The sequence below is a fragment of the Bariatricus sp. HCP28S3_F11 genome, from assembly GCF_052065395.1.
Classification (GTDB): Bacteria; Bacillota; Clostridia; order Lachnospirales; family Lachnospiraceae; genus Allocoprococcus.
In genome coordinates this window covers 100791-125515 of the sequence record NZ_JBQHUC010000002.1, presented here as the reverse complement: position 1 = coordinate 125515, position 24725 = coordinate 100791, and the positions used below count along the sequence as shown (strand labels likewise).

The 24725-nt window shown below is 45.5% G+C and carries 23 protein-coding genes and 1 pseudogene; 20 read left to right on the top strand and 4 right to left on the bottom strand.

The genetic code is table 11. The features are described 5' to 3' along the window. Positions 1-9 precede the first annotated feature (9 nt). The 3 genes from clpX to yihA all read left to right on the top strand — a co-directional run bounded on the left by clpX (position 10) and on the right by yihA (position 4362). The gene (gene clpX / locus ACTNBR_RS01760; protein WP_427807354.1) at positions 10-1260 is read left to right on the top strand and encodes an ATP-dependent Clp protease ATP-binding subunit ClpX; all 1251 of its coding nucleotides are present in this window, start codon (positions 10-12) and stop codon (positions 1258-1260) included. Positions 1261-1365: 105 nt separating this feature from the next. Next, entirely contained in the window at positions 1366-3756 is a 2391-nt protein-coding gene (gene lon, locus ACTNBR_RS01755; protein ID WP_441018079.1) for an endopeptidase La, read from the top strand. Between the two features lie 15 nt (positions 3757-3771). Further along, the gene (gene yihA, locus ACTNBR_RS01750; RefSeq protein ID WP_441018077.1) at positions 3772-4362 is read left to right on the top strand and encodes a ribosome biogenesis GTP-binding protein YihA/YsxC; all 591 of its coding nucleotides are present in this window, start codon (positions 3772-3774) and stop codon (positions 4360-4362) included. Between the two features lie 284 nt (positions 4363-4646). Here yihA and ACTNBR_RS01745 read toward each other — a convergent pair whose 3' ends face one another. Continuing rightward, on the bottom strand, positions 4647-4937 hold the full coding sequence (locus tag ACTNBR_RS01745) for a helix-turn-helix transcriptional regulator (RefSeq protein ID WP_441018075.1): 291 nt from the start codon (positions 4935-4937) through the stop codon (positions 4647-4649). A gap of 237 nt (positions 4938-5174) precedes the next feature. Then, positions 5175-6320 (bottom strand): lactaldehyde reductase, encoded by a 1146-nt coding sequence (fucO, locus tag ACTNBR_RS01740; protein ID WP_427807347.1) that lies wholly within the window; start codon positions 6318-6320, stop codon positions 5175-5177. Positions 6321-6550: 230 nt separating this feature from the next. Between fucO and ACTNBR_RS01735 the strand changes: the two genes are divergently transcribed. After that, complete coding sequence (locus ACTNBR_RS01735; protein WP_441018107.1) at positions 6551-7870, top strand: MATE family efflux transporter; 1320 nt, start codon at positions 6551-6553, stop codon at positions 7868-7870. Continuing rightward, positions 7870-8292: a hypothetical protein gene (locus ACTNBR_RS01730; RefSeq protein ID WP_441018073.1), complete on the top strand. Its 423-nt coding sequence runs from the start codon at positions 7870-7872 to the stop codon at positions 8290-8292. The genes ACTNBR_RS01735 and ACTNBR_RS01730 overlap by 1 nt, the downstream gene beginning before the upstream one ends. Positions 8293-8340: 48 nt before the next feature. On the opposite strand, the gene ACTNBR_RS01725 is transcribed toward ACTNBR_RS01730, so the two are convergent. After that, positions 8341-8901 carry a TetR/AcrR family transcriptional regulator C-terminal domain-containing protein gene (locus ACTNBR_RS01725; RefSeq protein ID WP_441018071.1) on the bottom strand — a complete coding sequence of 187 codons (561 nt, stop codon included), beginning with the start codon at positions 8899-8901 and terminating at the stop codon, positions 8341-8343. A 199-nt stretch (positions 8902-9100) separates the two neighbouring features. Between ACTNBR_RS01725 and ACTNBR_RS01720 the strand changes: the two genes are divergently transcribed. Further along, entirely contained in the window at positions 9101-9988 is an 888-nt protein-coding gene (locus ACTNBR_RS01720) for an N-acetylmuramoyl-L-alanine amidase family protein (protein WP_441018070.1), read from the top strand. 21 nt (positions 9989-10009) lie between these two features. After that, positions 10010-10588, top strand: coding sequence for an N-acetyltransferase family protein (locus ACTNBR_RS01715; RefSeq protein WP_441018068.1), 579 nt, complete (start codon positions 10010-10012; stop codon positions 10586-10588). A gap of 131 nt (positions 10589-10719) precedes the next feature. Here the strand turns inward: ACTNBR_RS01715 and ACTNBR_RS01710 are convergent, their stop codons facing one another. Next, the gene (locus tag ACTNBR_RS01710) at positions 10720-13818 is read right to left on the bottom strand and encodes a glycoside hydrolase family 2 TIM barrel-domain containing protein (RefSeq protein ID WP_441016856.1); all 3099 of its coding nucleotides are present in this window, start codon (positions 13816-13818) and stop codon (positions 10720-10722) included. Between the two features lie 205 nt (positions 13819-14023). Here ACTNBR_RS01710 and ACTNBR_RS01705 point away from each other — a divergent pair, with 205 nt between their 5' ends. The 13 genes and pseudogenes from ACTNBR_RS01705 to ACTNBR_RS01645 all read left to right on the top strand — a co-directional run. Further along, the gene (locus tag ACTNBR_RS01705; RefSeq protein WP_441016853.1) at positions 14024-14851 is read left to right on the top strand and encodes an AraC family transcriptional regulator; all 828 of its coding nucleotides are present in this window, start codon (positions 14024-14026) and stop codon (positions 14849-14851) included. A 23-nt stretch (positions 14852-14874) separates the two neighbouring features. Next, positions 14875-15807 carry an AraC family transcriptional regulator gene (locus tag ACTNBR_RS01700; protein WP_441016850.1) on the top strand — a complete coding sequence of 311 codons (933 nt, stop codon included), beginning with the start codon at positions 14875-14877 and terminating at the stop codon, positions 15805-15807. A 4-nt stretch (positions 15808-15811) separates the two neighbouring features. Then, on the top strand, positions 15812-16321 hold the full coding sequence (locus tag ACTNBR_RS01695; protein WP_441016847.1) for a hypothetical protein: 510 nt from the start codon (positions 15812-15814) through the stop codon (positions 16319-16321). A 217-nt stretch (positions 16322-16538) separates the two neighbouring features. Then, on the top strand, positions 16539-17846 hold the full coding sequence (locus ACTNBR_RS01690; RefSeq protein WP_441016844.1) for an ABC transporter substrate-binding protein: 1308 nt from the start codon (positions 16539-16541) through the stop codon (positions 17844-17846). A gap of 85 nt (positions 17847-17931) precedes the next feature. Then, positions 17932-18831, top strand: a complete 900-nt coding sequence (locus tag ACTNBR_RS01685) for a carbohydrate ABC transporter permease (RefSeq protein WP_427808600.1) — start codon at positions 17932-17934, stop codon at positions 18829-18831. A gap of 16 nt (positions 18832-18847) precedes the next feature. Next, complete coding sequence (locus ACTNBR_RS01680; protein ID WP_427808612.1) at positions 18848-19654, top strand: carbohydrate ABC transporter permease; 807 nt, start codon at positions 18848-18850, stop codon at positions 19652-19654. Positions 19655-19712: 58 nt separating this feature from the next. After that, positions 19713-21545, top strand: coding sequence for a hypothetical protein (locus tag ACTNBR_RS01675; protein WP_441016841.1), 1833 nt, complete (start codon positions 19713-19715; stop codon positions 21543-21545). Next, on the top strand, positions 21518-21736 hold the full coding sequence (locus ACTNBR_RS01670) for a hypothetical protein (protein WP_441016838.1): 219 nt from the start codon (positions 21518-21520) through the stop codon (positions 21734-21736). Before ACTNBR_RS01675 ends, ACTNBR_RS01670 begins: the two co-directional genes overlap by 28 nt. Positions 21737-21768: 32 nt before the next feature. Continuing rightward, positions 21769-22779, top strand: coding sequence for a glycosyl hydrolase 53 family protein (locus ACTNBR_RS01665; RefSeq protein ID WP_441016835.1), 1011 nt, complete (start codon positions 21769-21771; stop codon positions 22777-22779). Between the two features lie 214 nt (positions 22780-22993). Next, a complete protein-coding gene (locus tag ACTNBR_RS01660; protein WP_441016833.1) occupies positions 22994-23188 on the top strand; it encodes a hypothetical protein in 195 nt (64 codons plus the stop codon). 88 nt (positions 23189-23276) lie between these two features. Further along, complete coding sequence (locus ACTNBR_RS01655; RefSeq protein WP_441016830.1) at positions 23277-23726, top strand: hypothetical protein; 450 nt, start codon at positions 23277-23279, stop codon at positions 23724-23726. Between the two features lies 1 nt (position 23727). Further along, the gene (locus ACTNBR_RS01650; protein WP_441016827.1) at positions 23728-24036 is read left to right on the top strand and encodes a hypothetical protein; all 309 of its coding nucleotides are present in this window, start codon (positions 23728-23730) and stop codon (positions 24034-24036) included. Then, a pseudogene (locus tag ACTNBR_RS01645) lies at positions 24015-24560 on the top strand (group II intron maturase-specific domain-containing protein); the annotation flags it as partial. The gene ACTNBR_RS01650 and the pseudogene ACTNBR_RS01645, both read left to right, overlap by 22 nt. Between the last annotated feature and the right edge of the window lie 165 nt (positions 24561-24725).

Sequence of the window (24725 nt, the reverse complement as noted above, 5' to 3'; positions counted from 1 at the left end):
GGTGAAAATATGGCAGGCAGATATGATGATGTCGTAAGATGTTCCTTCTGTAATAAAACACAGGCTCAGGTGCGCAAAATGATTGCCGGACCGAACGGAGTGTATATTTGTGACAGGTGTGTGGATGTCTGTGCCGAGATCATTGAGGAAGAGCTGGAGTATGACGAAGGCGAAAAATACGAAGATATCAATTTATTGAAGCCGGAAGAAATCAAAGAATTTCTTGACGACTATGTGATCGGACAGGAGGAAGCTAAAAAGGTTCTGTCTGTGTCTGTTTATAATCATTATAAAAGAATTATGGCAGAGAAGGACCTGGGCGTGGAACTGCAGAAGAGTAACATTCTTATGGTAGGTCCGACAGGATGCGGAAAGACATTTCTTGCACAGTCACTGGCAAAGATCCTGAATGTACCATTTGCCATAGCTGACGCAACGGCTCTTACTGAAGCTGGATACGTCGGCGAAGACGTAGAAAATATTCTTTTGAAAATAATCCAGGCTGCGGACGGTGATATCGAACGTGCGGAGCATGGAATCATTTATATTGATGAGATTGATAAGATTACGAGAAAATCGGAGAATCCTTCCATCACAAGGGATGTTTCCGGTGAAGGCGTTCAGCAGGCGCTCCTTAAGATTCTGGAAGGCACGATCGCCAATGTTCCGCCGCAGGGCGGAAGAAAGCATCCACATCAGGAACTGATCCAGATCGATACGACCAATATCCTGTTCATCTGTGGTGGTGCGTTTGAAGGAATTGATAAGATCATTGAAAAGAGACTGGATAAGAAATCGATTGGTTTCGGTGCGGAAATCGCAGGAAAGCATGAATATAATATCGATCGTCTTCTCGGACAGATTCTTCCGCAGGATCTTGTGAAATTCGGTCTGATACCGGAGCTGGTAGGACGTGTTCCGGTTACGGTTGCGCTTGAGTCGCTGGATCGAGAGGCGCTGATCCGGATACTAACAGAGCCGAAAAATGCGATTGTAAAACAGTATCAGAAACTGCTGGAACTGGATGGTGTGGATCTGGAATTTGACCAGGATGCGCTGGAGGCAATCGCAGATACTTCACTGAAGCGTAATACCGGAGCGAGAGGACTGCGTGCGATCATGGAGAATGTGATGATGGATACCATGTATCATGCACCATCCGATGAAAGTCTGAAATACTGCAGAATTACGAAAGAAGCGGTGCTTGGAAAGAACACACCACTGCTTCAGCAGGAAGAAAGAAAATCAGAAAGTGCATAGCAGTACGTATGCAAAAAATACGGAACATATGGGTGCTGACGGGGAAACCTGAAGCACCCTTTTTACAAACAGTTTGAATGGATATAAAAGGGAGAGAAGAAATACATGAATAGAATGGCAAGTATGCCCATGGTTGCTCTTCGTGGAATGACGATCATGCCGGAAATGGTGGTACATTTCGATATCAGCAGGAAACGTTCCATCGAGGCAGTGCAGGAAGCCATGGCAGGAGACCAGAAGATTTTCCTGATCGCTCAAAGAGATATTGAGGTGGATAATCCGGAGATGAAGGATCTGTATCGCGTCGGAACGGTTGCGACTGTGAAGCAGATCCTTAAACTGCCGAAGCAGATCATCAGGGTTCTCGTATCCGGAGAAGAGCGGGCGGTTCTGGAACATCTGGAGGTCAGTGATCCATATATGCGCGGCTACATCAAGATTCTGGATGAAGAGACCCCGCTTCTGACCGGTGAACTGAATAAAGAAGCGATGGTTCGGGGACTTCGGGAAATGTATGTGGAATATGCGATGCGCAATCCGAAGATCACTAAGGATATGGTGAACCAGATTCAGCAGATCACAGATCTCCGTAAAATGGTAAATCAGGTGGCGGCGAATTTGCCGATTGCTTACACGGATCTTCAGGAAATTCTGGAAGAAACCGATTTTATGAAACAGTACGAGCTTCTGGCATTTAAACTGGTCAACGAGGTTCAGATCATGAATATCCGCGACGAGATACAGAATAAAGTCAAAGAGCGTGTTGACAAGCATCAGAGAGAGTATATACTTCGGGAAGAACTGAAGCTGATCCGCGAAGAACTGGGCGATGATACGACACTCTCGGATGCGGAGGAATTTGCAAATGCTGTGGAGGCACTGGAGGCGCCGGAAGAGGTAAAAGAGAAACTTCGCAAGGAAGTAAGGAGATTTAAGAACTCACTGCAAAGTCCAGCGGAAGCCGGTGTTGTCCGTACTTATATTGAAACGATGCTGGAAATGCCATGGGATAAAAGAGCGGAGGACTTTACGGATTTAACCTATGCGAAGAATCTTCTGGAAGAAGAACATTACGGACTGGAAGAAGTAAAAGAGCGTGTGCTGGAATTTCTTGCGGTGCGTGCACTTACGAAAAAAGGAGACAGTCCGATTCTCTGTCTGGTCGGCCCTCCGGGAACCGGAAAAACATCGATCGCAAGATCTCTTGCAAAAGCGCTGAAAAAGCCGTATGTCCGCATTTCGCTGGGTGGTGTGCGCGATGAAGCGGAGATCCGCGGGCACAGGAAGACTTATGTGGGCGCGATGCCGGGAAGAATCGCAAACGGAATCAAGGCGGCCGGTGTGAAAAATCCGCTGCTGCTTCTGGATGAAATTGATAAAGTCAGCACAGACTATAAAGGTGATACGTTTTCTGCACTGCTGGAAGTGCTGGACAGTGAGCAGAACAATAAGTTCCGGGATCATTACCTTGAAGTTCCGCTGGATCTTTCCGAAGTGACATTCGTGACGACCGCGAACACACTGCAGACGATTCCAAGGCCGCTTCTGGACCGTATGGAAGTGATCGAGATCAGCAGTTATACAGAGAACGAGAAGCTTCATATCGCAGAAGAACATCTGATTCCGAAGCAGTTGGAGAGACACGGACTCACCAAAGACCAGCTTACGATCAGCAAGGGTGTTGTCTGGAAAATGGCAAGAAATTATACGAAAGAAGCGGGCGTGCGTCAGTTGGAACGTGAGATCGGAAATATTTGCAGAAAGGCAGCAAAAGAGATATTTGAACACGATAAGAAACGAATCCAGGTGACGGAGAGGAATCTGGTGAAATACCTAGGCAAGGAGAAATATACCTATCAGATGGCAAATGCAGAGGATGAAGTCGGTATCGTTCGTGGACTTGCCTGGACCAGTGTGGGCGGTGATACCCTTCAGATCGAAGTCAATGTAATGCCGGGGAAAGGCGAGATCATGCTGACCGGACAGCTCGGCGATGTTATGAAAGAATCTGCCCGGACCGGAATCAGTTATATTCGTTCCATCAGCGAGGCTCAGAATGTACCGGCGGATTTCTTTGAAAAACATGATATTCACATTCATATACCAGAGGGCGCTGTTCCGAAGGACGGACCGTCAGCCGGAATTACCATGGCCACGGCGATGTTCTCCGCCATCACCGGGAAGAAAGTGTGCGCAGATCTTGCGATGACCGGTGAAATTACACTGCGTGGTCGTGTATTACCGATCGGCGGGCTCAAGGAGAAACTTCTGGCGGCCAAGAACGCAGGAATCCATACGGTTCTCGTGCCGAAGGAAAATACGAAAGATGTGGAAGAAATTTCCTCAGAGATTACAAAAGGACTGGAAATCATACCGGTGGCCCATATGAGGGAAGTGCTGGAACACGCGATTTGTGTGGAAAAGGATGCCTGCGAAGGAGTAGAAGACTGTTATGAGAAGGATGTTTGCGCAGGGTCGGAAATCTGTGCGGAATAGGGAGGTGAATGGAGAGTGGTTATTAAGAATGTAAATCTGGAAACAGTGTGCGGAATCACCAGTAAACTTCCGGACAATACGCTGCCTGAGATCGCATTTGCCGGGAAGTCAAATGTAGGAAAGTCCTCCCTCATCAACGCACTGATGAACCGGAAATCGTATGCGCGTATTTCAGCGAAACCGGGAAAAACGCAGACGATCAATTTCTATAATATCAATGAAGCGGTTTATCTTGTCGATCTGCCGGGATATGGATACGCGAAAGTATCGGAACAGGAAAAAATCCAGTGGGGACAGCTGATCGAACGGTATCTGCACGGATCAAAACAGTTGAAAGCGGTCTTTCTGCTGATTGATATCCGGCATGATCCTTCAGCGAATGATAAGATGATGTACGATTGGATCGTGGCGCAGGGATACAACCCGATCATTATTGCGACAAAGCTGGATAAGATCAAGAGAAGTCAGATCCAGAAGCAGGTGAAAGCAATCAAGGAAGGACTTAAGCTTCAGCCGGGGACGGTTGTGATTCCGTTTTCTGCGGAGACGAAGCAGGGACGGGAAGAGATATGGGAGCTGGCAGAGGAGGTTTGTTCTTTGTCTTGAGGGACGGAATCAGGCATACTCTGAATGCGCCGACGCGCCGGAGGCTGCAACCGCAAATCAACAGCATGTAGTAAAAACTGAGATGTTCGCCAAGTGTGGCTCGCATCTCAGTTTTTTTTACATGCTGTAGGATTTGCGTTTTCCGCCTCCTCTGCTTAACCTCTGCATTCAGAGTATGCCTGATTCCTGGTAGGTTCAAGACGGGAGAACTTGGTGGGTGTGGAAGGGACGCATTCAGGCAGCCTAGGAGGGCTGCCTGTCACTGGGAATTGTATGGGGGAGGGTTAATGTTTGGTTTGAGATGATAGTTCTAAGAGATCGTGATAGAGGCTGACCAGGGTTGCGGAGAGGAGGAGACCGGCCAGGATGTCTTGATCCACTTTGAACAGACTTTTCCTGCGAATCAGCTGGCATAATCCCAGAACAGCAAAGCCCCGTCCATTTTCCCATTTCGAAATCGCCGCCCGCGATACAAACAACTGCTCCTGAGTCAGATTCCTCTTCTCCCTAAGCACCTGAAGCTTCTCCCCATAAAACTCCCAATCCCAGCCGAGCGCAGCAAAGGCGTCCCCCATCGCCCCTATTCGATGTATAGGAAGTTTGAGTGAGCCGTAGGGAGGGTGTGAAAGGAAGGAGCGGAGGTTAAGCGGCACGACCGGAGAATTGGGAACCGAAGATGTCAGAATCCCGGTGCAGGAGGCACATTTGCCGACTACACCGGGATTCTGTTTACATCTTCGAGTTCACAAGTCGCAGGGAGTAGAGCCTCGGAGCGACTCCTTTCACACCCTCCCTGCGGCGGACTAAAACCCCTACATAACCTTCCGGAACAATCCTTTCAGATCTTCTACAGAAGCATCCTTCGGATTCCCAGGTGCGCATGCATCTGCATGAGCGGACTTGGCCAGGAAGTCAAGATCTTCTTCTTTGATGGCTTCCAGTTTAGCTGGGATTCCAACATCTTCAGAGAGCTGACGTACTGCATCGATCGCAGCTTTTCTGTATTCTGCTTCGGACATTTCGTCTACACCTTTTACGCCCATAGCGCGAGCAATTTCACGATATTTCTCGCCGGTGCATTCCTGGTTGTATTCCATAACGATCGGGAGCATCATTGCGCAGGCAACACCATGCGGAGTGTCATAAACAGCGCCCAGAGTGTGAGCCATAGAATGAGCGATTCCAAGACCAACATTTGAGAATCCCATACCTGCGATGTACTGGCCGAGTGCCATTCCTTCGCGGCCTTCTTTGGTGTTGGCAACAGCGCCGCGGAGCGATTTGGAAATGATCTCGATTGCTTTGAGATGGAACATATCAGTCATTTCCCATGCGCCTTTGGTGGTATAACCTTCGATTGCATGTGTCAGAGCGTCCATACCGGTTGATGCGGTCAGTCCCTTCGGCATAGAAGACATCATATCCGGGTCAACGATTGCGATGATTGGCATATCGTGTGGGTCTACGCAAACGAATTTACGCTTTCTCTCAACATCTGTGATAACGTAGTTGATGGTTACTTCTGCAGCGGTACCTGCTGTTGTAGGAACTGCGATGATCGGTACACATGGTTTTGTGGTAGGAGCAACGCCTTCCAGACTTCTTACATCTTCAAATTCCGGGTTAGCGATGATGATGCCGATTGCTTTTGCAGTATCCATAGAAGAACCGCCGCCGATTGCAACGATGTAGTCTGCCTCGGATGCCTTGAAAGCTGCAACACCATGCTGAACATTCTCGATGGTCGGGTTTGCCTTGATGTCAGAATAGATCTCATAAGCAAGTCCTTCTTTGTCAAGAATATCTGTTACTTTGGAAGTAACGTTGAATTTGATCAGGTCCGGATCTGAGCATACGAATGCTTTTTTGAATCCGTGTGCCTTTGCTTCTGTTGCGATTTCAGCGATAGCACCTGCACCATGATAAGAAGTTTCATTCAACATAATTCTGTTTGCCATTTTTAATTTCTCCTTTACTTTTTATTTCTGATATTATTTTAACAATATTTGGCTCCGAAAGAAAGTTACAGAATGAAGAATCTGTAACTTTTGACAAATAATTATCTTGAAAAATTCTGAAATGAAGCCGAAAGGGCTTCCGGGAAAATTGACATTTCCGAAGAATTGACTTATAGTGATTAGTGGTAAAGGGGGATGAGGATTTGAATAAGAATAAATATGAGATTGATATGTGTAATGGCACCATTATGGATAAATTGGTTTCTTTTTCATTGCCGCTTATGCTTTCCGGGATTCTGCAGCTGATGTTTAATGCGGTAGATGTCATTGTGGTGGGGAGATTCGCGGGAAGTCAGGCACTGGCGGCGGTCGGCTCGACCACAGCGCTGATCAATATGTTCGTGAATCTGTTTATGGGGATTTCACTTGGGACAAATGTACTGGCTGCCAGGTTTTTTGCCGCGGGAAAAGACCGGCAGATGTCGGAAACGGTTCATACTTCGATCGCATTTGCCGCAATCAGCGGAATCGTGATGGTCTTTGTGGGAATATTTTTTTCAAAATTTGCACTTGAGCTGATGGCGACACCGGCAGACGTTATCGAGCAGTCCACACTTTATATGCGTATCTATTTTCTGGGGATGCCTTTTTTTATGTTATATAATTACGGGGCAGCCATTTTGCGGGCGGTCGGCGATACAAAACGTCCTCTGATCTTCTTGATCATATCCGGCGTGATCAATGCGGTTTTGAATATGATTCTGGTTATCGTGTTCCATCTGGCCGTTGCGGGGGTTGCGATTGCGACCGTGTTTTCCCAGATGATTTCCTGTATTTTGGTGTTGCGCTGTCTATATCGGTCAGAAGGAAGCTATCAGTTCCGCTTCTCCAAACTCATGCTGAAGGGCTGCTATTTGAAACAGATATTCCAGGTAGGTGTGCCGGCCGGGATACAGAGTACGGTCATCAATTTCTCCAATGTGCTTCTGCAGTCCTCGGTGAATTCGTTCGGTTCGATCGCAATGGCAGGTTATACGGCGGCAAATAATATTCTGGGATTCCTTTTTGTGTCGGTCAATTCGGTGACGCAGGCATGCATGAGTTTCACAAGCCAGAATTACGGAGTCAGAAAATGGAAGCGAATGGATAAGATTCTGGTGGACTGTATGATTCTGAGTATGATTGTTGCGCTGGTACTTGGAGGAGGATCTTACATATTTGGCAGTCAGATTCTAAGAATTTATACGGAGAATGAAGAAGTGATCCGCTGTGGAATGGAGATCCTTTCGTATACAACACTTACTTATTTTCTGTGCGGATTTATGGATCTGTTTCCGGGAGCCATGCGCGGCATGGGATTTTCCGCAGCGCCGATGTTGCTCTCCATCGTGGGAACTGTAGGAACCCGAATTGTGTGGATATTTGGCATTTTCCCACGTTACAGGTCCCTTTCGGTGCTGTTTATCTCTTATCCTGTATCGTGGATTCTGACGATTGCCATGCAGGTAGTGTGCTTTTTCATCGTCAGGAGAAAGGTGCATGAGAAATAATGAAAAAGTTTTTTATAATCATATTGGTTAGTGCAGTTACGTTTTTATCAGGATGCGGAAATGCCAAGAGTTCGATAGAAAATACAGAAACAGCCGGTGAGGACATCTGTGAAAATGAATTAGAAGGATTGATTATGGAAAATTTGCAGGGCTGCGTAAGTACGGGTGATGCCACCAGCAGTAATCCTTTTGACTATATGGATAATGAATACTATGAAAATATAAAGTCTTTGGGAGAAGATGCAATCCCTGTGCTGCTTGAAGGACATCATAATGGACAGTACAGTGGTCTGATTGATTATCTTGCTATGTATTTAGTCTGGGATATTTCAGGAAATACAGCAGCCGAGGAGCTGGGGCAATGTGAAAATGCAGAGCAAATGTACGATGCGTGGATAGAGTTTTACTCCTCCAATCAGTAGGCAGACTTTCTGGAATTTATTTTTCAGAAAGTCTTTGAAAACAGTATGTTATGATAAAACATCCAGCTCTGTAAACAGTTTCTCAAGTCTGGCGGGCATGGCTTTTACCAGCATGCGTGCCAGTTCTTCGGAGCTTGATTTCATGCCGCTCAGCACCCATTTGACCGTCATGTAAATGGAGCTCTGACAGTACATTTCCAGAAGAAAACGGATCTCGCTGTCCGGAGCATGACCGGTCTTTCTTCGGATCAGATCGGAATAGAATTCTAAAATCAGTTCGAAATCATGTTCTTTCAGAGAATTTTGCGCATCGGACCGGAAAGCAGCAGCGAAAAATACCCGCTCTTCCTGTATGTAATCGAATTTTCGTTTCAGTCCTTCAAATATTGTCTCGCCGCTTCCCATATGTTCAAAGGATTTCAGAAGAAGCTTATCAAAATACCAGTTGATCAGGTCATATTTGTCAAGAAAATTGCGGTAAAAGGTCTGGCGTGTCAGCCCGCAGTTCTCCACGATCTGACGAATAGTAATGTCATCGACAGAGGTGGTCTTCATACATTGTTTGATGGATTCGGCCAGTCGGTATTTCGTAGTTTCTGATTTTGCCATGTTCATGTCTCCTCAGCGTTTATCATTAACTCCATTAATAAAAATATATACTATTTCAGTCCCTTCCGTCAACCGAAGATATGGAATTGACAGAAGAAGAAAAGCAATTTATGATGGAAGGAGATTATGAAAATAATCAAAGAATATCAAAATGTGAAATGACGGATGTCATATAACATGTAAAAGGAAGCAGACAAGAATGAAAGGGAAGAAATTATTGATTCTGGCGCTGGCACTTACCTTGCTTGGCGCCGGCTGCCAAAAGACAGACACAGGAAATGAGCCTGAAAGTGAGAAAACGGAGCAGAGAATTACAGAAGAGAAAATAGAAGAGGAAGAAAGCACAGAGAATCCGCAGGCAGGAGAAGGGGAAGACTCCGGGAAGGACTCTGAACCGGAGCCCGGAGAAGACAGCGGGCAGGCAGATGTGGAATCACCGGAAACCAATCCGAGGAACGGATATCTGATCGCTATTGATGCCGGGCATCAGAGGCAGGGAAACAGCGAACAGGAGCCGGTCGGGCCGGGAGCCTCCCAGACCAAGGCAAAGGTTGCAGGCGGAACAAGCGGCATTGTAACAGGAATTCCTGAGTACGAACTGACGTTGCAGGTTTCTCTGAAACTCAGGGATGAGCTTTTAAACCGTGGGTATCGGGTGCTGATGATCCGCGAGACGAACGACGTAAACATTTCCAATGCTGAGCGCGCAAAGATGGCAAATGAGGACGGGGCGGATGCCTTTATTCGTATTCATGCAAACGGTTCTGATTCCGGTAGTGCACAGGGGATGATGACGATCTGCCAGACTCCGGAAAACCCGTATAACGGCGCACTTTATTCACAGAGCAGGAATCTGGCGGAGTGTATTCTGAACTGTGCCGTCGAGGCGACAGGTGCAAGAATCGAACGGGTCTGGGAGACGGACACGATGAGCGGGATCAACTGGGCTGAAGTGCCGACCACAATCTTCGAGATGGGGTATATGACGAATCCGGAGGAAGATAAACGGATGGCAACGGATGAATATCAGAACCAGATCGTGACCGGTGTCGTGAATGGAATGGACCGATATTTTGGAATCCAGTAAGGAAGAAAAAGGAACAGTATTATGGAAAATAGTATTACGATCCGCACAGCGCGGGAAGAGGATGCAGAGGAATTGTTGAAGATCTACGAACCTTACGTCAGAGAAACGGCAGTCACTTTTGAATATAAAGTGCCTGAAGTAGAAGAATTTACCGCAAGAATCCGGAAAACTCTGTGCCGCTATCCCTATCTGGTGGCGATGCAGGGAGAGGATATTGTCGGTTATACCTATGCTTCACCGTTTCATGAAAGGAAAGCATATGACTGGGCGGTCGAAGTATCTGTTTATGTGAAACGGGATAAACGGAAGCTTGGAATCGGACGGAAGTTGTATCAGGCACTAGAGAGCGAACTGAAGAAGATGAACATCGTAAATGTGAATGCCTGCATCGCGTACCCGGCATCCGAAGACCGCTATCTGACCGACGACAGTGTGAGATTTCATGAAAGAATGGGATATCAGATGGTGGGAAGGTTTCATAAGTGTGGATATAAGTTTCACCGTTGGTATGACATGGTGTGGATGGAGAAGCATATCGGGGAACATCTGGAGAATCAGCCGGAAGTGGTTGATTTTGGTTCTGTCCGGCATGGCGGATAAATTATTGTTCATGTGTCTGGGGGGTTACGGACCCAGAGAAGAAAATAGTCAAAAAAACCGAGAGACATGGGGACAGGATCAGTGACTCACTTGTGAGTCACTGAACCTGTCCCCATGTCTCTCTCTCTTAATTAAATTCCTCTAAACCGGAAGGTAAATTCCATATGTCCGTCTGCCGGAAGCAGGTATTCCGGGTGTGTTTTCGCACCCCAGCTGTCGTCTCCGGCAATTCCCATCTGTGCCAGGGAAGTACGGATCACCGTGTAATGTACAGCCGGCAGTTCGTATGGATGGCGGGCATTTTCCATCTCATGCGGTGTCCATGGAAGGGCGGAGAAATTCATACCGTCACCGGTGAATAACAGTCCGCGGCCGCGTTTGTCGGTTACTTTTGCCCAGCGGACACCGGTCTTATTTCCGGTCTCCTGCGGAACGATATAGTGTGCGACGTTATCGGCAACCTGATTTTTGTAGATGCCGAGTTTGCCGCCTTTACACCGGTCTGCGTAAGTTTCTTCCGGTCCCATTCCGTACCATTCCAGCTGATTGTAATCGGCATTGATCTTCATGATCATTCCGAATTCCGGCATGGAGCCCAGACCTTCCGGGATATCGCAGGATAAGGTTGTCTCGATGGTTCCGTCTCCATATACGGTGTAGGCTACCTTGCAGTCTGCGACCGGTTTCGTCGGCAGTACATAGGTAAATGTGATGGTTGCACTGTTCTCGTTTTCCTGAAGCACCGGGTCATAGGATTTCACAGGTCCGGAAGCAGAAGAAAGGAAATCTTTGTGCGACAGATAAAGGCTTGCGAGCTTCCACTGGCCGTAGAACATCGGCATTCCGTTTCCTTCGTCGTTATCTACCGGGGCGCGCCAGAAGTTCGGTTTTGGAATGCTCTCGATCATTTCCACACCTGCATACCGGTAGGATACCAGTCCACCGGTCAGATAGGAGAAGAGTGCATCAAAGTTTTCGCCTTTTACGCCGATGTTGACTTTTCCTCTGATGATTTTGACCGGTTTTTCACAGGAATAAGAAAGCGCACGGTCAAATTCTGAAACGGTGTATACATATTGTCCGAATGCAACTTCATGACCGGCCGGAGCCCATAGGGTATCCTCTATTAAATGGAAGGATACGGTTACGGTATACTCACCGGCTTTTGTTTGTTCAGGGATCGGCAGATCGTATTCCCGGCTGGATAACGGTGCAACGTCTGTTGCAAGTGTGGCTTTGCGGATCTGCTTTCCGTCTTTGGCCAGTGTAACGATGCAGCGGAAGGCGTCGGTGTTGGTGAACAGGTTTTTGTTGATGACAAGAACCTTATCACGGCTTACTTCTGCGGTAATGTTCTGATAATTGAATTTGACTTCCTGCATCTTCGGAGACGGAGTGCGGTCGCCGCCGTACACGATTCCGTTGGCACTGAAGTTGTAGTCGGTCGGTCGTTCGCCGAAGTCACCGCCGTATGCCTGGAATTCCTGTCCGTAACGGTCTTTTTTGGTGATCGTCTGGTCTACATAATCCCAGATGAATCCACCCTGATAGAGTGGTTCTGTATCCGTCAGATCTGTGTATTTATGCATGGCACCGCAGGAATTTCCCATAGCATGCGTGTATTCGCAGCAGATGAAGGGTTTGTCCCTGTGCTCGTTTAAGAAGGCCTGAATGCCGGCAGCGGAAGGATACATCTGGCTTTCCATATCGCTGGTATCGTTGTAGCGGCGGTCCTGGAAGACTCCTTCGTAGTGCACAAGGCGGGTCGAATCCAGTTCCCGGAATTTATCGGACATTTTTTTGATAACGCTTCCTCCGTAGGACTCATTTCCGCAGGACCAGATCAGAACGGACGGATGGTTCTTGTCTCTCTGGTAAATGGAATTTACACGATCAAGAAGTGGTGCTTCCCAGTGAGGTTTGTCCCCCGGAATCGCATATTCATAATCGCCTCCGCGGATCACAACATCCCAGGAACCGTGGGTTTCCATATTGTTTTCGTCGATCAGGTAGAGACCGTATACGTCACACAACTTATAAAGTCTGGAATCGTTCGGATAGTGGCAGGTACGGATCGCGTTGATGTTGTGGCGTTTCATGGTAACCACATCCTGAACAAGCTCTTCCGGTTGCGGAACGCGGCCTGCAAATGTGCTGAATTCATGGCGGTTGGCGCCTTTGAATACGATTCTCTTTCCATTCAGGAGCATGAGGCTGTCCTTCAGTTCAAAACGGCGGAAACCGACGCCTTCTGCGATCACTTCTGTAATCTTTCCTGCTTCATCCTCAACGGTCAGAAGAAGTTCATACAGGTTCGGCACTTCGGCGCTCCAGAGCCGGAAGCCTTGGAGAGAAAGGCTGAGATGGCCTTCACCGTCAGAGAGGGTAAATTCGGCTTCGGCAAATTTGTCCGCCGCTTCATCGCCCGGATCGTCAGCTGTGCTGCCCGGAAAATGGTATAAAGGCAGTCTGGTCAGTCTGGCTTTCACGGTTCCATTTCCAAGAGACCGGACATCGATCAAAAGTTCTCCTGTGGAACAGGTGTCATCCAGCAGGGTACGGATTTTCAGATCATCAATATGTACAGCCGGTTTGGTGTAGAGAAAAACATCCCGGAAAATGCCGGAGAAACGGTAGAAGTCCTGATCCTCCGCCCAGCTTCCGCTGGTCCATTTGTATACCTGGACGGCTAATTTATTTTCGCCTTCCGTCAGATAAGGCGTCAGCTCGAAATCAGAAGGAGTGAAGCTGTCTTCACTGTATCCGACATAGTGTCCGTTCAGCCAGAGCGCCATTCCACTTTCCACACCCTGGAAGGAAATGAATAACGGCTGGCCCTTCATGTGCTCCGGTACACGGAAGTATTTCACATAGCTTGCAGTCGGATTAAATTCGGTCGGGATCTCCCCGTCCCAGATGTCTTCACGACCGTCCCATGGATACTGGGTGTTAACGTATGCAGGAATATCGTAGCCTTCCATCTGAATATGGGCAGGTACACGGATATCACTCCAGTTTCTGCAGTCATGTTCTAAAGATTCAAAATCTTTGACTGTATCAGAAAGATTCCGGCCGTAGGAAAATTTCCAGATACCATTCAGTGAAAAGCGAAATGGATTTTCTTTGTTTCTTAAATGTTCTTCATCCGGAAAATATTCATGGTCGGAGTGAGCCGGGAGAACATTTTCTTTGAAAAAGGTGCTGTCTTTTAATTTGTTGTAATCAAACATGGTAAACCTCCTGTAGAATCTCGCATCGGATTGATTCTTGTTCGTTGATATTACTTTCATTATGAGCAACAGAGTCGAATTGTGCAATATAAATTTGGTTCCAGTATATGGAAAAATGTTGTATTTCGACTTTATATACATTATACTAAAAAAAGAAAAGAAACAATCGTATCGTCAGATGGCTGCGAAAACAGAGGAGGGGAATATGGCAGATACATACAAATATGAATATTATGCTACCGACAAACTCCTGAATTCGTTGTCTGTATACAATACCGGTTATGAAAAATGCCATCCGGGTTATCAGTGGGGCCCCGGAATCCGGGATCACTATCTGATCCATCATGTTATTCGCGGAAAGGGGAGTTATGTGCTTGAGGGAAGAATGTATCATCTGAATGCCGGTGATACGTTCCTTTTGTTTCCAAATGTAGAAGCCAGTTATCGCGCGGATGAGGAGGAACCGTGGGAGTATGCGTGGGTAGGATTTGCGGGCACGGATGCCTATTCTATGATTGCAAATACCGATTTTTCAAAGAAGAATCCGGTTCTGGATCAGAGACTGATCAGCGACGAGCTGTTCCGGAAGATCCAGGCAGTGTACAATGCGAATGGAAATACATTTCGTGACGCGGTTGCCATGACGGGGGCACTCTACTCGCTGATGGGATATCTGATGCAGCATTCGAAGGGAGAAGAAAAAGCAGACAATCTTCAGCAGCATTATGTGGAGCGGGCCAGACAGTATATCGCGGAACAGTATTCATATCCGATCACGGTGGAAGATGTCGCAGTTTATACGGGAATCAGCAGAAGTTATCTTTTTCGTCTGTTTCGCACGATGATGAAGCAGTCTCCGAAAGAATATCTTCTGGAGTACCGGATCAGGCAGGCGTGCCAGCTACTGAATCAAACAGAACTTCCGGTGGGAAGCATTGCACATTCAGTGGGGTTTGAGGATAATTTGTATTTTTCGAAGGTGTTTAAGAAATATAAGAACTGTACACCGTCGGAATACAGATGCATGAAATGAGTTCGTGACAGGGAGAAATGGTGATGAAAAAGAAAGCTAAAATGCAGTTCCGGTTTTATGAGATGGGACCAAATACACAGGTTCTCGCACTGCTTGGGGAAGACTGGATCCGTCCTTACGGGCAGGATATCGTGGATCTTCATTTCCATAATTATATGGAGATCGGAGTATGCTACAACGGACATGGGGAATGTACGCTGCGTGACAAGAACTGTACATTTCAGAAGGACAGTATTCTGATCATTCCCCCGAATTATCCACACAATAATACAAGTGATAAAGGAACCGTTGCCTACTGGGAGTGGATGTATTTTGACATGGACAATGTGATAAAGGATATGAATGAAATGTCGCACAATAAGCTTGATACGGAAAAGCTGTTGAATATGATTTATTCGGAACCACTGTTCTACCAGAAAGAAGAATATCAGACATTATCCAATATTATTATGGAGATCCGCGAGGAGAATTACCGAAAAGAATATATGTATCATGAGAAGGTTCGTGGACTTCTTCAGTCTTTTACAGTAGAATTGATCCGGATCCATAATGTAAACAGTAAGATGTCCAGAAAGAATCCGCGGAATATTCAGATCGTGCCGGCACTGAATTATGTGAAAGCTCATTATAATGATGAAAACATCCGTATACAGGACCTTGCGGATGTGTGCAATATCAGTGAAAGTCATTTCCGAAGGATTTTTCAGGAGTGCATGAATATGACGCCCAATGATTATGTCAATGCCATACGGATTCACGAGGCATGCAATCTTCTTCTTAAGAAACATGCAACGATGGACGAAATTGCTTACCGGGTCGGTTATGGCAATGTGTCTACTTTTAACCGTAATTTTAAGCGAATCATAGGCATGTCACCGTATCAGTGGAAAAAATCGCCGGAAAATTATGCCGGACAGATGATGGATTTTAATATCAGTGCATTGAAAGGATGGTAGCAACATGGATTACAGAATGGTGAAACAGGTGCATAAGAGGATCAAGACTTCCACAAAAGTATTGAAGAATGTGATGATCGTCCTCTGTGTGCTTTTTGTGCTTATGGGCATCATATTTGACAGAGGGATGCTGTTTCTGGCACTTTTGACAGCGGGGATGTATTTTTTATATGATACATATGCCGTGAAAGATTATGAATATGTGATGGAAGGCAATCAATTTACAATTTCTGTTATACAGGCAAAACGGCATCGGAGGGAAGTACATGTGCTGAATCTGAAAGATATGGAAGTGCTCGCGCCGAACTGGCATGATGCGGTGGCAAAATACCGGAAAAACGGGGGGACAGAAATACTTCCGAAATTCGACTATACTTCCTATGAGCCGGAAATACCTTATTATACTATGATTATTATGGAAAACAGAAAGAAAATCAAATTACTCCTGGACCTGGAAGATGATATGATTGCTGCTATAAAACGTATGTATCCACAAAAAGTTTTCCTTTCATGACGGTAAAATGACCAGTTATCCTTCGGGATGCTGGTCTTTTTTGTGTAAAACGTCGAATGAAAGGCGAAAAAATGATTGAAAATGCCTCTTTTTTAATTGAATATATCCGCAATTAAATAATATGGGCAAGTATAATTGTGCCTAGAGAAACACAAAAAGAAATGCGGAAATTAAGCAATGTGCACAAATGCATTTCAAAGAAAAAGGAGGATTCAGTATGAAAAAAAAGAAATTGATGGCATTGTTTCTCGCCGGTACCATGGTGCTTTCTCTGGCAGCATGCGGAGGCGGCAAAAGCTCTGAAGAGTCTTCAGAGGCAACAAGCAGTGATGAAAACACTTTGACGGTTGCGGCATGGGATCCGTCATTCAACATCCCTGCTCTTCAGGCTGCAGCCGAGGATTACAAGGCGAATGTGAATCCGGATTTCGTTCTTGAAATCAAAGAACAGTCCGGCTCAGCTGACATTGAGACGGCGATCACAACCGCTGCATCAGCAGGCAATTATGAGACATTGCCGGACATGGTTCTGTTCCAGGATCACTGGTTTGCAAACTACTATGCAAACTACCCGGATGCATGGCAGGACATCAACGATGCAGATGTAAAATGGGATGATTTCTCACAGGAAAAGCTGGGGTATTCTACAATTGATGGCAAGCATTTCGGTATGCCGGTAGACAACGGTGCAGTTATCACTGCTTATCGTGTTGACCTTCTGGAAGAATGTGGATATACCATCGATGACATGACCGGAATTACATGGGATGAATTCATTGAGATCGGTAAAGTAGTAAAAGAAAAGACAGGAAAATATCTGATGTGTATGGACGGTGACGGCAATGACCTTGTATATCTGATGCTTCAGGCAGAGGGTGTATCTCAGTTCAAAGACGGAAAACCGTACATTGTTGGAAATGATACTCTGAAGGAAGTTGTTCAGACAATCGTGAAAATGGCTCAGGAAGGCGTGCTCCTTCTTTCCAACAGCTGGTCAGATTACACAGACAAGGCAATCCAGGGCGATCAGGTTGCAGGCGTTATGAACGGTAACTGGATCATTCCGACCATGGAAAAGGTTGAAGCTAACAGCGGTAAATGGGAGATTACAACGATGCCGACTCTGACAGGTGCAGAGGGATATGCTTCTAACGGTGGCGCTTCTCTTTACATTACAGCAAACTGCAAGAAGACAGACCTTGCAAAAGACTTCCTTGCATACACATTTGGCGGAAGCACAGCTACATATGACAAGGCTCTTACAGACGGCGGCGTAATTTCTTGTTATGCTCCGGCAGGTGAGTCTGACGTATACAATCAGGGTGTTGCGTTCTTCAACGACCAGCCAATCTATGCAAAGATCGTAGAAATGGGAACTCATGTTCAGACCATTGAACAGAGTGATTATCACTATACCTGCCGTACACAGATTGCAGCTGCAATCATCAACATTATCAACGGCGGAAATATTGATGATGAACTTCAGCTTGCTGAGGATCAGTTGAATCACGAAATGGGCAACTAATTCAAAGATATTAGGATTGAGCTAAGGCAAACGGGGAAAACGTTTTCCGTTTTCCCCTCTTTTCTTACCGATAGGGGGACATAAAGTGGAAAAGAAGAGAGGATTAACTTTACTTCAGAAACAGTCCAGAGCAGGATGGATTTTCCTTACTCCTGCAACTGTATTGATTGCAGTGATGAGTTTCTGGCCAATGATCAGTGCATTTCTGATGTCACTGAAGACCGGTTCCAGTGCGAACATGCAGTGGAATCAGCCGATATTTAACAACTATGTGAGAATGTTTTCGGATAAACTGTTTCTTCGTTCTGTAGGAAACACATTTTTATATCTGATCATCCAGGTTCCGATCATGCTGGTACTTGCGATTCTTCTGGCACAGCTTTTGAACAACAGAGATCTGAAATTCAAAGGATTCTTCCGTACATGCGTTTTCCTGCCATGTGCAACAGCGCTGGTATCTTACTCTTTGATTTTTAAATCTTTATTTGCTACAGAAGGTCTTATCAATACGATTCTCGTGAATCTGGGAATCCTGTCACAGAACTACAATTTCCTGGGAAATCCGACCAGCGCCAAGGCGGTTATCATTATCGCGTTGATCTGGAGATGGACCGGTTACAATATGGTGTTCTATCTGGCAGGCCTGCAGAACATTGAATATTCGGTATATGAAGCGGCAAAGATCGACGGCGCAAACGGCTGGAAGACATTCTGGGGAATTACGGTTCCGCTTCTGAAACCGACAATCATCATGACATTCATTATGTCAATCAACGGTACACTGCAGCTCTTCGATGAGTCTGTAAACCTTACAAACGGTGGCCCTGCAAATTCGACCATCACAATGTCACATTATATTTACAATAATACGTTCGGTACCGGTGTTGCCAACTTCGGTTATGCAACAGCTATGGCATTCTTCGTATTTATTATGGTAGGTATTCTGGCATTAATTAACATGAAAGTAGGTGATACACGTGACTGAGAAAAAGAACAGAAGTATGATCCAGCGCCGGTTGATTCCGACCTATGTTTTCCTCATAATTGTATCATTTATTTCGGTGTTCCCGTTCTACTGGATGATTTCCGCAGCAACAAATACATCCTTCGATGTAGCGCAGGGACGCCTGCTTCCGGGAACCTATCTCGCAACAAACTTTGCAAATCTTACAGCCGGGCGTGACCTTTGGGGAACGATGTGGAACTCCTTTATTTATGCATTCGTGCAGACGATTCTGGCGCTTCTCATCTGCTCACTGGCAGGATTTGGTTTTGAATTATATCATGACAAGAAGAAAGATATTGTATTTACGATCCTTCTGCTTGCCATGATGATTCCGGGTGTGGCAACGATGATTCCATTATTCCGGATGGTTTCAAAAATGGGACTGTTGAACTCTGTATGGGGCTTCATCCTTCCGGCCATATCGACTCCGTTTTTGATCATGATGTTCCGAAATAACTCGCGTAACTTCCCGGTCGATGTTATGGAGGCGGCCAGAATCGACGGCCTTAGAGAAATTCAGATTTTCTTCCGCATGTATATGCCGATGATGAAGTCAACCTACGCTGCAGCAGCAGTAGTAACATTCATGAATGCATGGAACTCCTACCTGTGGCCGAAGGTAATCATGACAGACACAAATGCGCAGACGATGCCGATGCTGATTGCAAACCTGGCATCCGGATACACGACCGATTACGGCGTATTGATGCTCGGCGTATTGTTCTGTTCAGTTCCTACGATGGTAATCTTCTTCATTCTGCAGAAACAGTTCGCTGAAGGTTTGACCGGAGCGGTAAAATAAACCATGAAAAAATTCTTATTTCAACATTTCGATATAACTAGATTAGGAGGGAATAAAAATGGGTGAATTCATTCTGAATGTAATCCACAGGCCTGAGATGGTTCCGGAGTATTCCGCTACGGTGACCGGTCATGGAAAAGAAGAAGATATCGGGGATAAAAAGCTTCTGACAGAATCTCTGGACATCTTCAAGACACAGCAAAGACTGGCACATGAAAATGGCCTGAAGGTCACGATCCACATGACCTATGCATCGCTTTTCAATGATGAAGCAGTTCAGATTGCAAAAGACGATCATGAGAAATATGGAGACGAGATCGCACTCTCGCTGCTCGGACTTCCGTGTGAACAGTTCCGAGAAAAATATAAAACAAAAGATTTCTGTATCTGGATGTTTTCAATGGAAGACAAGAAGAAGATCGTGGATGATGTCTTTGAAAAATTCCACGAAAGATTCGGCTTCTATCCGGAATCAACAGGATCTTATTATATGGATGCGGATCTTACAAACTACATTAAGGAAGCATATCCTTCTGTAAAATGTGCGATTGCTACCTGTTGGGAAGAAGGTCCGAAAGCATACCATACCTGTAACAATTCCTGGTACACACTGTTTGACGGTGGTCCGTGGGCGCCATGGATTCCTTCCAAACAGAACACACATGCACCGGCGGCCAATGAGGCGGAGGACAGCGGAATCGTTGCGATCCCGCATCTTTCCAGAGACCTTCTGGCATGCTACGACGGTAACGGATCCAACTTCGGTACACATCCGCAGAACGTGCTGCGCGGTATGATCTATGATTCCAAGACATGGGAATATCCATATCTGTATAATCTGATCGATCAGTATCGTGCACAGGAAAAGTATAACAACGGTTATGCGTATAACATGATGTTCGTCGGACCGGGCTGGATGAATAAGATGGGAAGATGGGAAGCTCCGTATGAGTTGCTTCTGAAATCTTATTCCGATGGCTGTAAATATTATGGCGAGCTGAAAAAACAGGGCAAACTGATCGACATGACCATGTCTGAATTTGCTGACTATTACCGCGAGAAGAAGACCTACACCGAGCCGGAATGTGCTCTTTGGAGGGACATCCTTTATGGTTCTGACAAGCAGTTGTTCTGGTATACAGACCCATATATGCGAGTTGGTGTCAATATGGACCAAGGCGGGGCAATCGTGGACCTCAGACCGTATGCTGCCAAACTGAAATGGGAAGTCGGCATCGGAACCAAACATGTGCAGGATGCTTCTTATCCATTCCTGATCCAGGAAAAGTACCGTGCAGGTTACTTTACACATTATGCGGGAGAAGGAACGATCCGAAGCGCAAAGATCTGCTATCAGGGTGAAGAAGTAGACTTGTGTCTGTGCCGTACGAAAGCACATTTCTCACAGGAAGGAAATACCAGAATCCTGACACTGGATCCGGTCGATATCGAATTCTACGATCTGACACTGAAGCTTCAGAGCAGACTGTATTTCGAAGAAGGAACCGGAACGGTACGGATCGAACGGGAGATTCTTGAAATGAGTCATCCGGAAGCACAGGTAGAAATCAACGAATATATGGTAGCATGCTATGGAACGACCGAGTATCCGGAGGATATGAATGGAATCGTACTTCGCTGTGAAGGAGAAGATCCAAAAGAAATCATCTATGCATATAAATGCAGAGAAGAAAGCCTTGCGGATGCAGATGCGGTATCCGCAGTGATTCCTGCAATCGAGACGAAAGTATCTATGGAGGCATCAAAAGGCGGAGAAGGTTATGTTCGTGAAGGATATGCTTTTTCTCCAATGTTTACTCTTGGTTATAAGAAGAAAGTTGCAGATAAGGAGGTCTTTACAACATGGCTCAAGCTGGAAAAGGCAAATTAAATTACAGATGTCCGTCTTGTTTCATGAGAGATCTGGATATTGATATGTTCTACGATAAAGAGAAGGACGAATATTACTGTCTGCGGTGCCAGTTTACCGGAACAGAAGAAGAGGTTCTCGCAGGAAATGAGATGGTCAGAACCAAATATAAAGCAATGCATAAAAGATTTACGAAATATGATTTCGATTAGTCATCTGCTGACATAAGGAGGAAAGCTTTATTATGAAGAAAATGGTCTATGGAGTGGATCTCGGCTGGGCATCACAGTTGGAATCCATGGGATACCGATGGCTGAATGAAAACGGAGAAGAAACCGATATTCTTGCAGCCTCAAAAGAACTGGGAGTCAATGCCGTGCGCTTACGCGTATTTGTGAACCCGCCGGAATCGGCATACTGGCAGAAAAGAGAAAATGAAACCTGTATGCTGGGATTCTGTGATGCAAAAAACACGCTTGATATGGCAAAGCGCGTAAAAGCTCAGGGCATGAAGCTCATGATCGATTTCCACTACAGCGACCATTTCGCAGATCCGGAAATTCAGGATCCGCCGAAGGCGTGGGAACACGATACAGACGAACAGCTCATCGAACGCGTTGCAGCACATACGAGAGAAGTACTTTCCTTATTTAAAGAGAGTGGCGTGTATCCGGAATGGGTCGAAGTCGGCAATGAGATCAACAATGGAATCATGTGGCCCCACGGAAACCTGAAAAAGGCCCCGGAACAACTGGTACGTTTCCTGAACGCAGGATATGATGCTGTAAAAGAAGTATGTCCGGACAGCCAGGTTGTCACACATCTTGCCGCTGTCGTCGAAGAAGAACAATGCGTTCCCTTCCTGGATAATTTCTTCGCTCAAAACGGGAAGACCGATATCCTGGGATTTTCCTACTATCCTTACTGGCAAAAAATAGAAAGCAGCAAGGAAAAACTCGCAGGATGGCTGAAAATGTATTCTGAGAAATACCACAAACCGGTTCTGATCGCCGAAGTCGGCGGTCCGGATCAGGATGAAGAAGAAAGTTACAAAATTGTGAAAGATGCCATCGAAGCGATGAAGGAGATGGAAGACCAGGAGGAGATATGCATCTTCTACTGGGAACCGGAGGCGACATCTGCGATCCTGCCGGATCACTATCCTCTGAGCGCAGCAAAGCTTGTCGGGGATAAGAAGCTGAAATATAATAAAGCATTGACGGCCTGTCGGGATGATAAGCAGGCGGCTGAATGAGAGACAGGGGGACAGGTGCCGCGACTCACTTGTGAGTCACGGAACCTGTCCCTCTGTCTCTCCCTCTTCCCCCAGTCATTTCCAATGAATAAAGGATAGAAACGCTTCATATACTTAGATTATAGGGTTTCCTAACTTGATGAAGCAGGGAGATTGTGATATGACTTAAGGAGTTAAGATGAGGTGCAGTAGCAAATTGCTGGAGGTTGTTCTTATGGCAAAAGCGAAAAGATTGGAAGATATTATAAATGTATTTAATCCTCTTCCTTTAGGAAAGAATACGTTTGATGAATTGTATGTGGATACCTATGAGGCGAGAGGAACAAATGCAATTGAGAAAATCAAATTAAATCTGTGCTATAGCAATAACCCATATATGAAGATTCTATGTTTGTTCGTTAAAGGTTAACATGATATTAACCTTCCCGATTTTTTTGCTTTATGACAGACAATTTAGTTTGATAAAATACGATTTTGACAATTATCAGCTATTGAGTATGATTAAAATCATGGGACCGGATAAACAAATCTATCAAGAAGGAATCAATACGATTGTAGAGATCGTGAAAAAAAGAATGGAATTAGATCTAATTGAAGAAGATGCACTGACATTTATGATCGAGAAATCCGGAGGAGCACTGAGAGATCTGTTTCAGATGATTCGTGAGTCTGCATTTGAGGCATTGGTGCAAAGAAAAAACAGAATTACGGTTGAACATGCCCAGAAGGCCTATATTATGCTGAACAGTGAATATGAAAGGGCTATACGAATAGAAAGTGATTTGAAAAAGATCAAACAAATATATGAGGATCCTAAACCGACAGAAACAGATGAAGTATTGATGGGACTTCTGCTGCGAGGTGTTGTGATTGAGTATAATGGGACGAGATGGTGTGGAATTCATCCGGCGGTAATGGATTTTCTGCGCGAAAAAGGGGAGATTTGATGTGGGTGAAGAGTGGGAGAAGAATCTGGAGAAGCTACATATATATGTAAAAAATATCGATAAGGGATTCATACTTTACACAGTGAATAACCACAGTGTTTTACAAGAAGTTATTCGGAATATGCGCATTGACAAGCGGGTGCATGTTAATTCAATACGATCCGTGGAGGAAGTGGACCGCGTGTTTCAGATTCTTCGCGGCAAAGAGGGTGAATGGAAAGGGAGTATTATTGTATTTGATATGTTTCTTTGCGTAGAGGAAGTGATGTATCAATGTTGCGATAAAATCAATTTATTGAAGAGAAACTAGGTCTCAAGGTCAATGTAACCAAAAGTAAAGTAGATAAACCACAAGGACTCAAATATCTTGGATTTGGCTTCTACTACGACAAAACCGCACAGCAATACAAGGCAAAGCCACATGCAAAATCAGTTGCGAAGTTCAAGAAGAGAATGAAAGAACTCACCCGCCGTAGTTGGGGCGTTAGCAACAGTTACAAAGTGGATAAACTTAATCAGCTTATCAGAGGATGGATTAACTACTTTGAGATAGGTCGTATGAAATCGCTCTGCGCTGAACTTGACCGAAACATCAGATATCGTCTGCGCATGTGTATATGGAAACACTGGAAAACTCCACAGAATAGAGCAAAGAACCTTGTTAAACTTGGTATACCTAAATGGGCAGCATATAGAACTGCCTATAATGGTAAAGCGATAGCAAGAGTGTGCTCTAAAACAGACATACAAAGAGCAATAAGCCCGAAAAGACTAAAGCAATTCGGACTTATCTCAATGTTAGATTACTACACCGAAAGGTGTGTTACTTGTTAAGTTGATTGAACCGCCGTGTACCGAACGGTACGCACGGTGGTGTGAGAGGTCGGAATTTCTCATCTAGGAGAAATTCCTCCTACTCGATTTCCCGGTTCAGATTTGCGTTTTTTTATCCGCAACGCAATCTGCTTCGAGGTTTTTCGGCTGCAGAGATACACCGGA

What these genes read in the sequence shown, in the direction of transcription:
- clpX (WP_427807354.1), top strand. Translation starts at nt 10, where the DNA reads ATGGCAGGCAGATATGATGATGTCGTAAGATGTTCCTTCTGTAATAAA.
- lon (WP_441018079.1), top strand. Translation starts at nt 1,366, where the DNA reads ATGAATAGAATGGCAAGTATGCCCATGGTTGCTCTTCGTGGAATGACG.
- ACTNBR_RS01745 (WP_441018075.1), bottom strand. Translation starts at nt 4,937, where the DNA reads ATGGGGGACGCCTTTGCTGCGCTCGGCTGGGATTGGGAGTTTTATGGG.
- fucO (WP_427807347.1), bottom strand. Translation starts at nt 6,320, where the DNA reads ATGGCAAACAGAATTATGTTGAATGAAACTTCTTATCATGGTGCAGGT.
- ACTNBR_RS01735 (WP_441018107.1), top strand. Translation starts at nt 6,551, where the DNA reads ATGTGTAATGGCACCATTATGGATAAATTGGTTTCTTTTTCATTGCCG.
- ACTNBR_RS01730 (WP_441018073.1), top strand. Translation starts at nt 7,870, where the DNA reads ATGAAAAAGTTTTTTATAATCATATTGGTTAGTGCAGTTACGTTTTTA.
- ACTNBR_RS01725 (WP_441018071.1), bottom strand. Translation starts at nt 8,901, where the DNA reads ATGGCAAAATCAGAAACTACGAAATACCGACTGGCCGAATCCATCAAA.
- ACTNBR_RS01720 (WP_441018070.1), top strand. Translation starts at nt 9,101, where the DNA reads ATGAAAGGGAAGAAATTATTGATTCTGGCGCTGGCACTTACCTTGCTT.
- ACTNBR_RS01715 (WP_441018068.1), top strand. Translation starts at nt 10,010, where the DNA reads ATGGAAAATAGTATTACGATCCGCACAGCGCGGGAAGAGGATGCAGAG.
- ACTNBR_RS01710 (WP_441016856.1), bottom strand. Translation starts at nt 13,818, where the DNA reads ATGTTTGATTACAACAAATTAAAAGACAGCACCTTTTTCAAAGAAAAT.
- ACTNBR_RS01705 (WP_441016853.1), top strand. Translation starts at nt 14,024, where the DNA reads ATGGCAGATACATACAAATATGAATATTATGCTACCGACAAACTCCTG.
- ACTNBR_RS01700 (WP_441016850.1), top strand. Translation starts at nt 14,875, where the DNA reads ATGAAAAAGAAAGCTAAAATGCAGTTCCGGTTTTATGAGATGGGACCA.
- ACTNBR_RS01695 (WP_441016847.1), top strand. Translation starts at nt 15,812, where the DNA reads ATGGATTACAGAATGGTGAAACAGGTGCATAAGAGGATCAAGACTTCC.
- ACTNBR_RS01690 (WP_441016844.1), top strand. Translation starts at nt 16,539, where the DNA reads ATGAAAAAAAAGAAATTGATGGCATTGTTTCTCGCCGGTACCATGGTG.
- ACTNBR_RS01680 (WP_427808612.1), top strand. Translation starts at nt 18,848, where the DNA reads ATGATCCAGCGCCGGTTGATTCCGACCTATGTTTTCCTCATAATTGTA.
- ACTNBR_RS01675 (WP_441016841.1), top strand. Translation starts at nt 19,713, where the DNA reads ATGGGTGAATTCATTCTGAATGTAATCCACAGGCCTGAGATGGTTCCG.
- ACTNBR_RS01670 (WP_441016838.1), top strand. Translation starts at nt 21,518, where the DNA reads ATGGCTCAAGCTGGAAAAGGCAAATTAAATTACAGATGTCCGTCTTGT.
- ACTNBR_RS01665 (WP_441016835.1), top strand. Translation starts at nt 21,769, where the DNA reads ATGAAGAAAATGGTCTATGGAGTGGATCTCGGCTGGGCATCACAGTTG.
- ACTNBR_RS01660 (WP_441016833.1), top strand. Translation starts at nt 22,994, where the DNA reads ATGGCAAAAGCGAAAAGATTGGAAGATATTATAAATGTATTTAATCCT.
- ACTNBR_RS01655 (WP_441016830.1), top strand. Translation starts at nt 23,277, where the DNA reads ATGATTAAAATCATGGGACCGGATAAACAAATCTATCAAGAAGGAATC.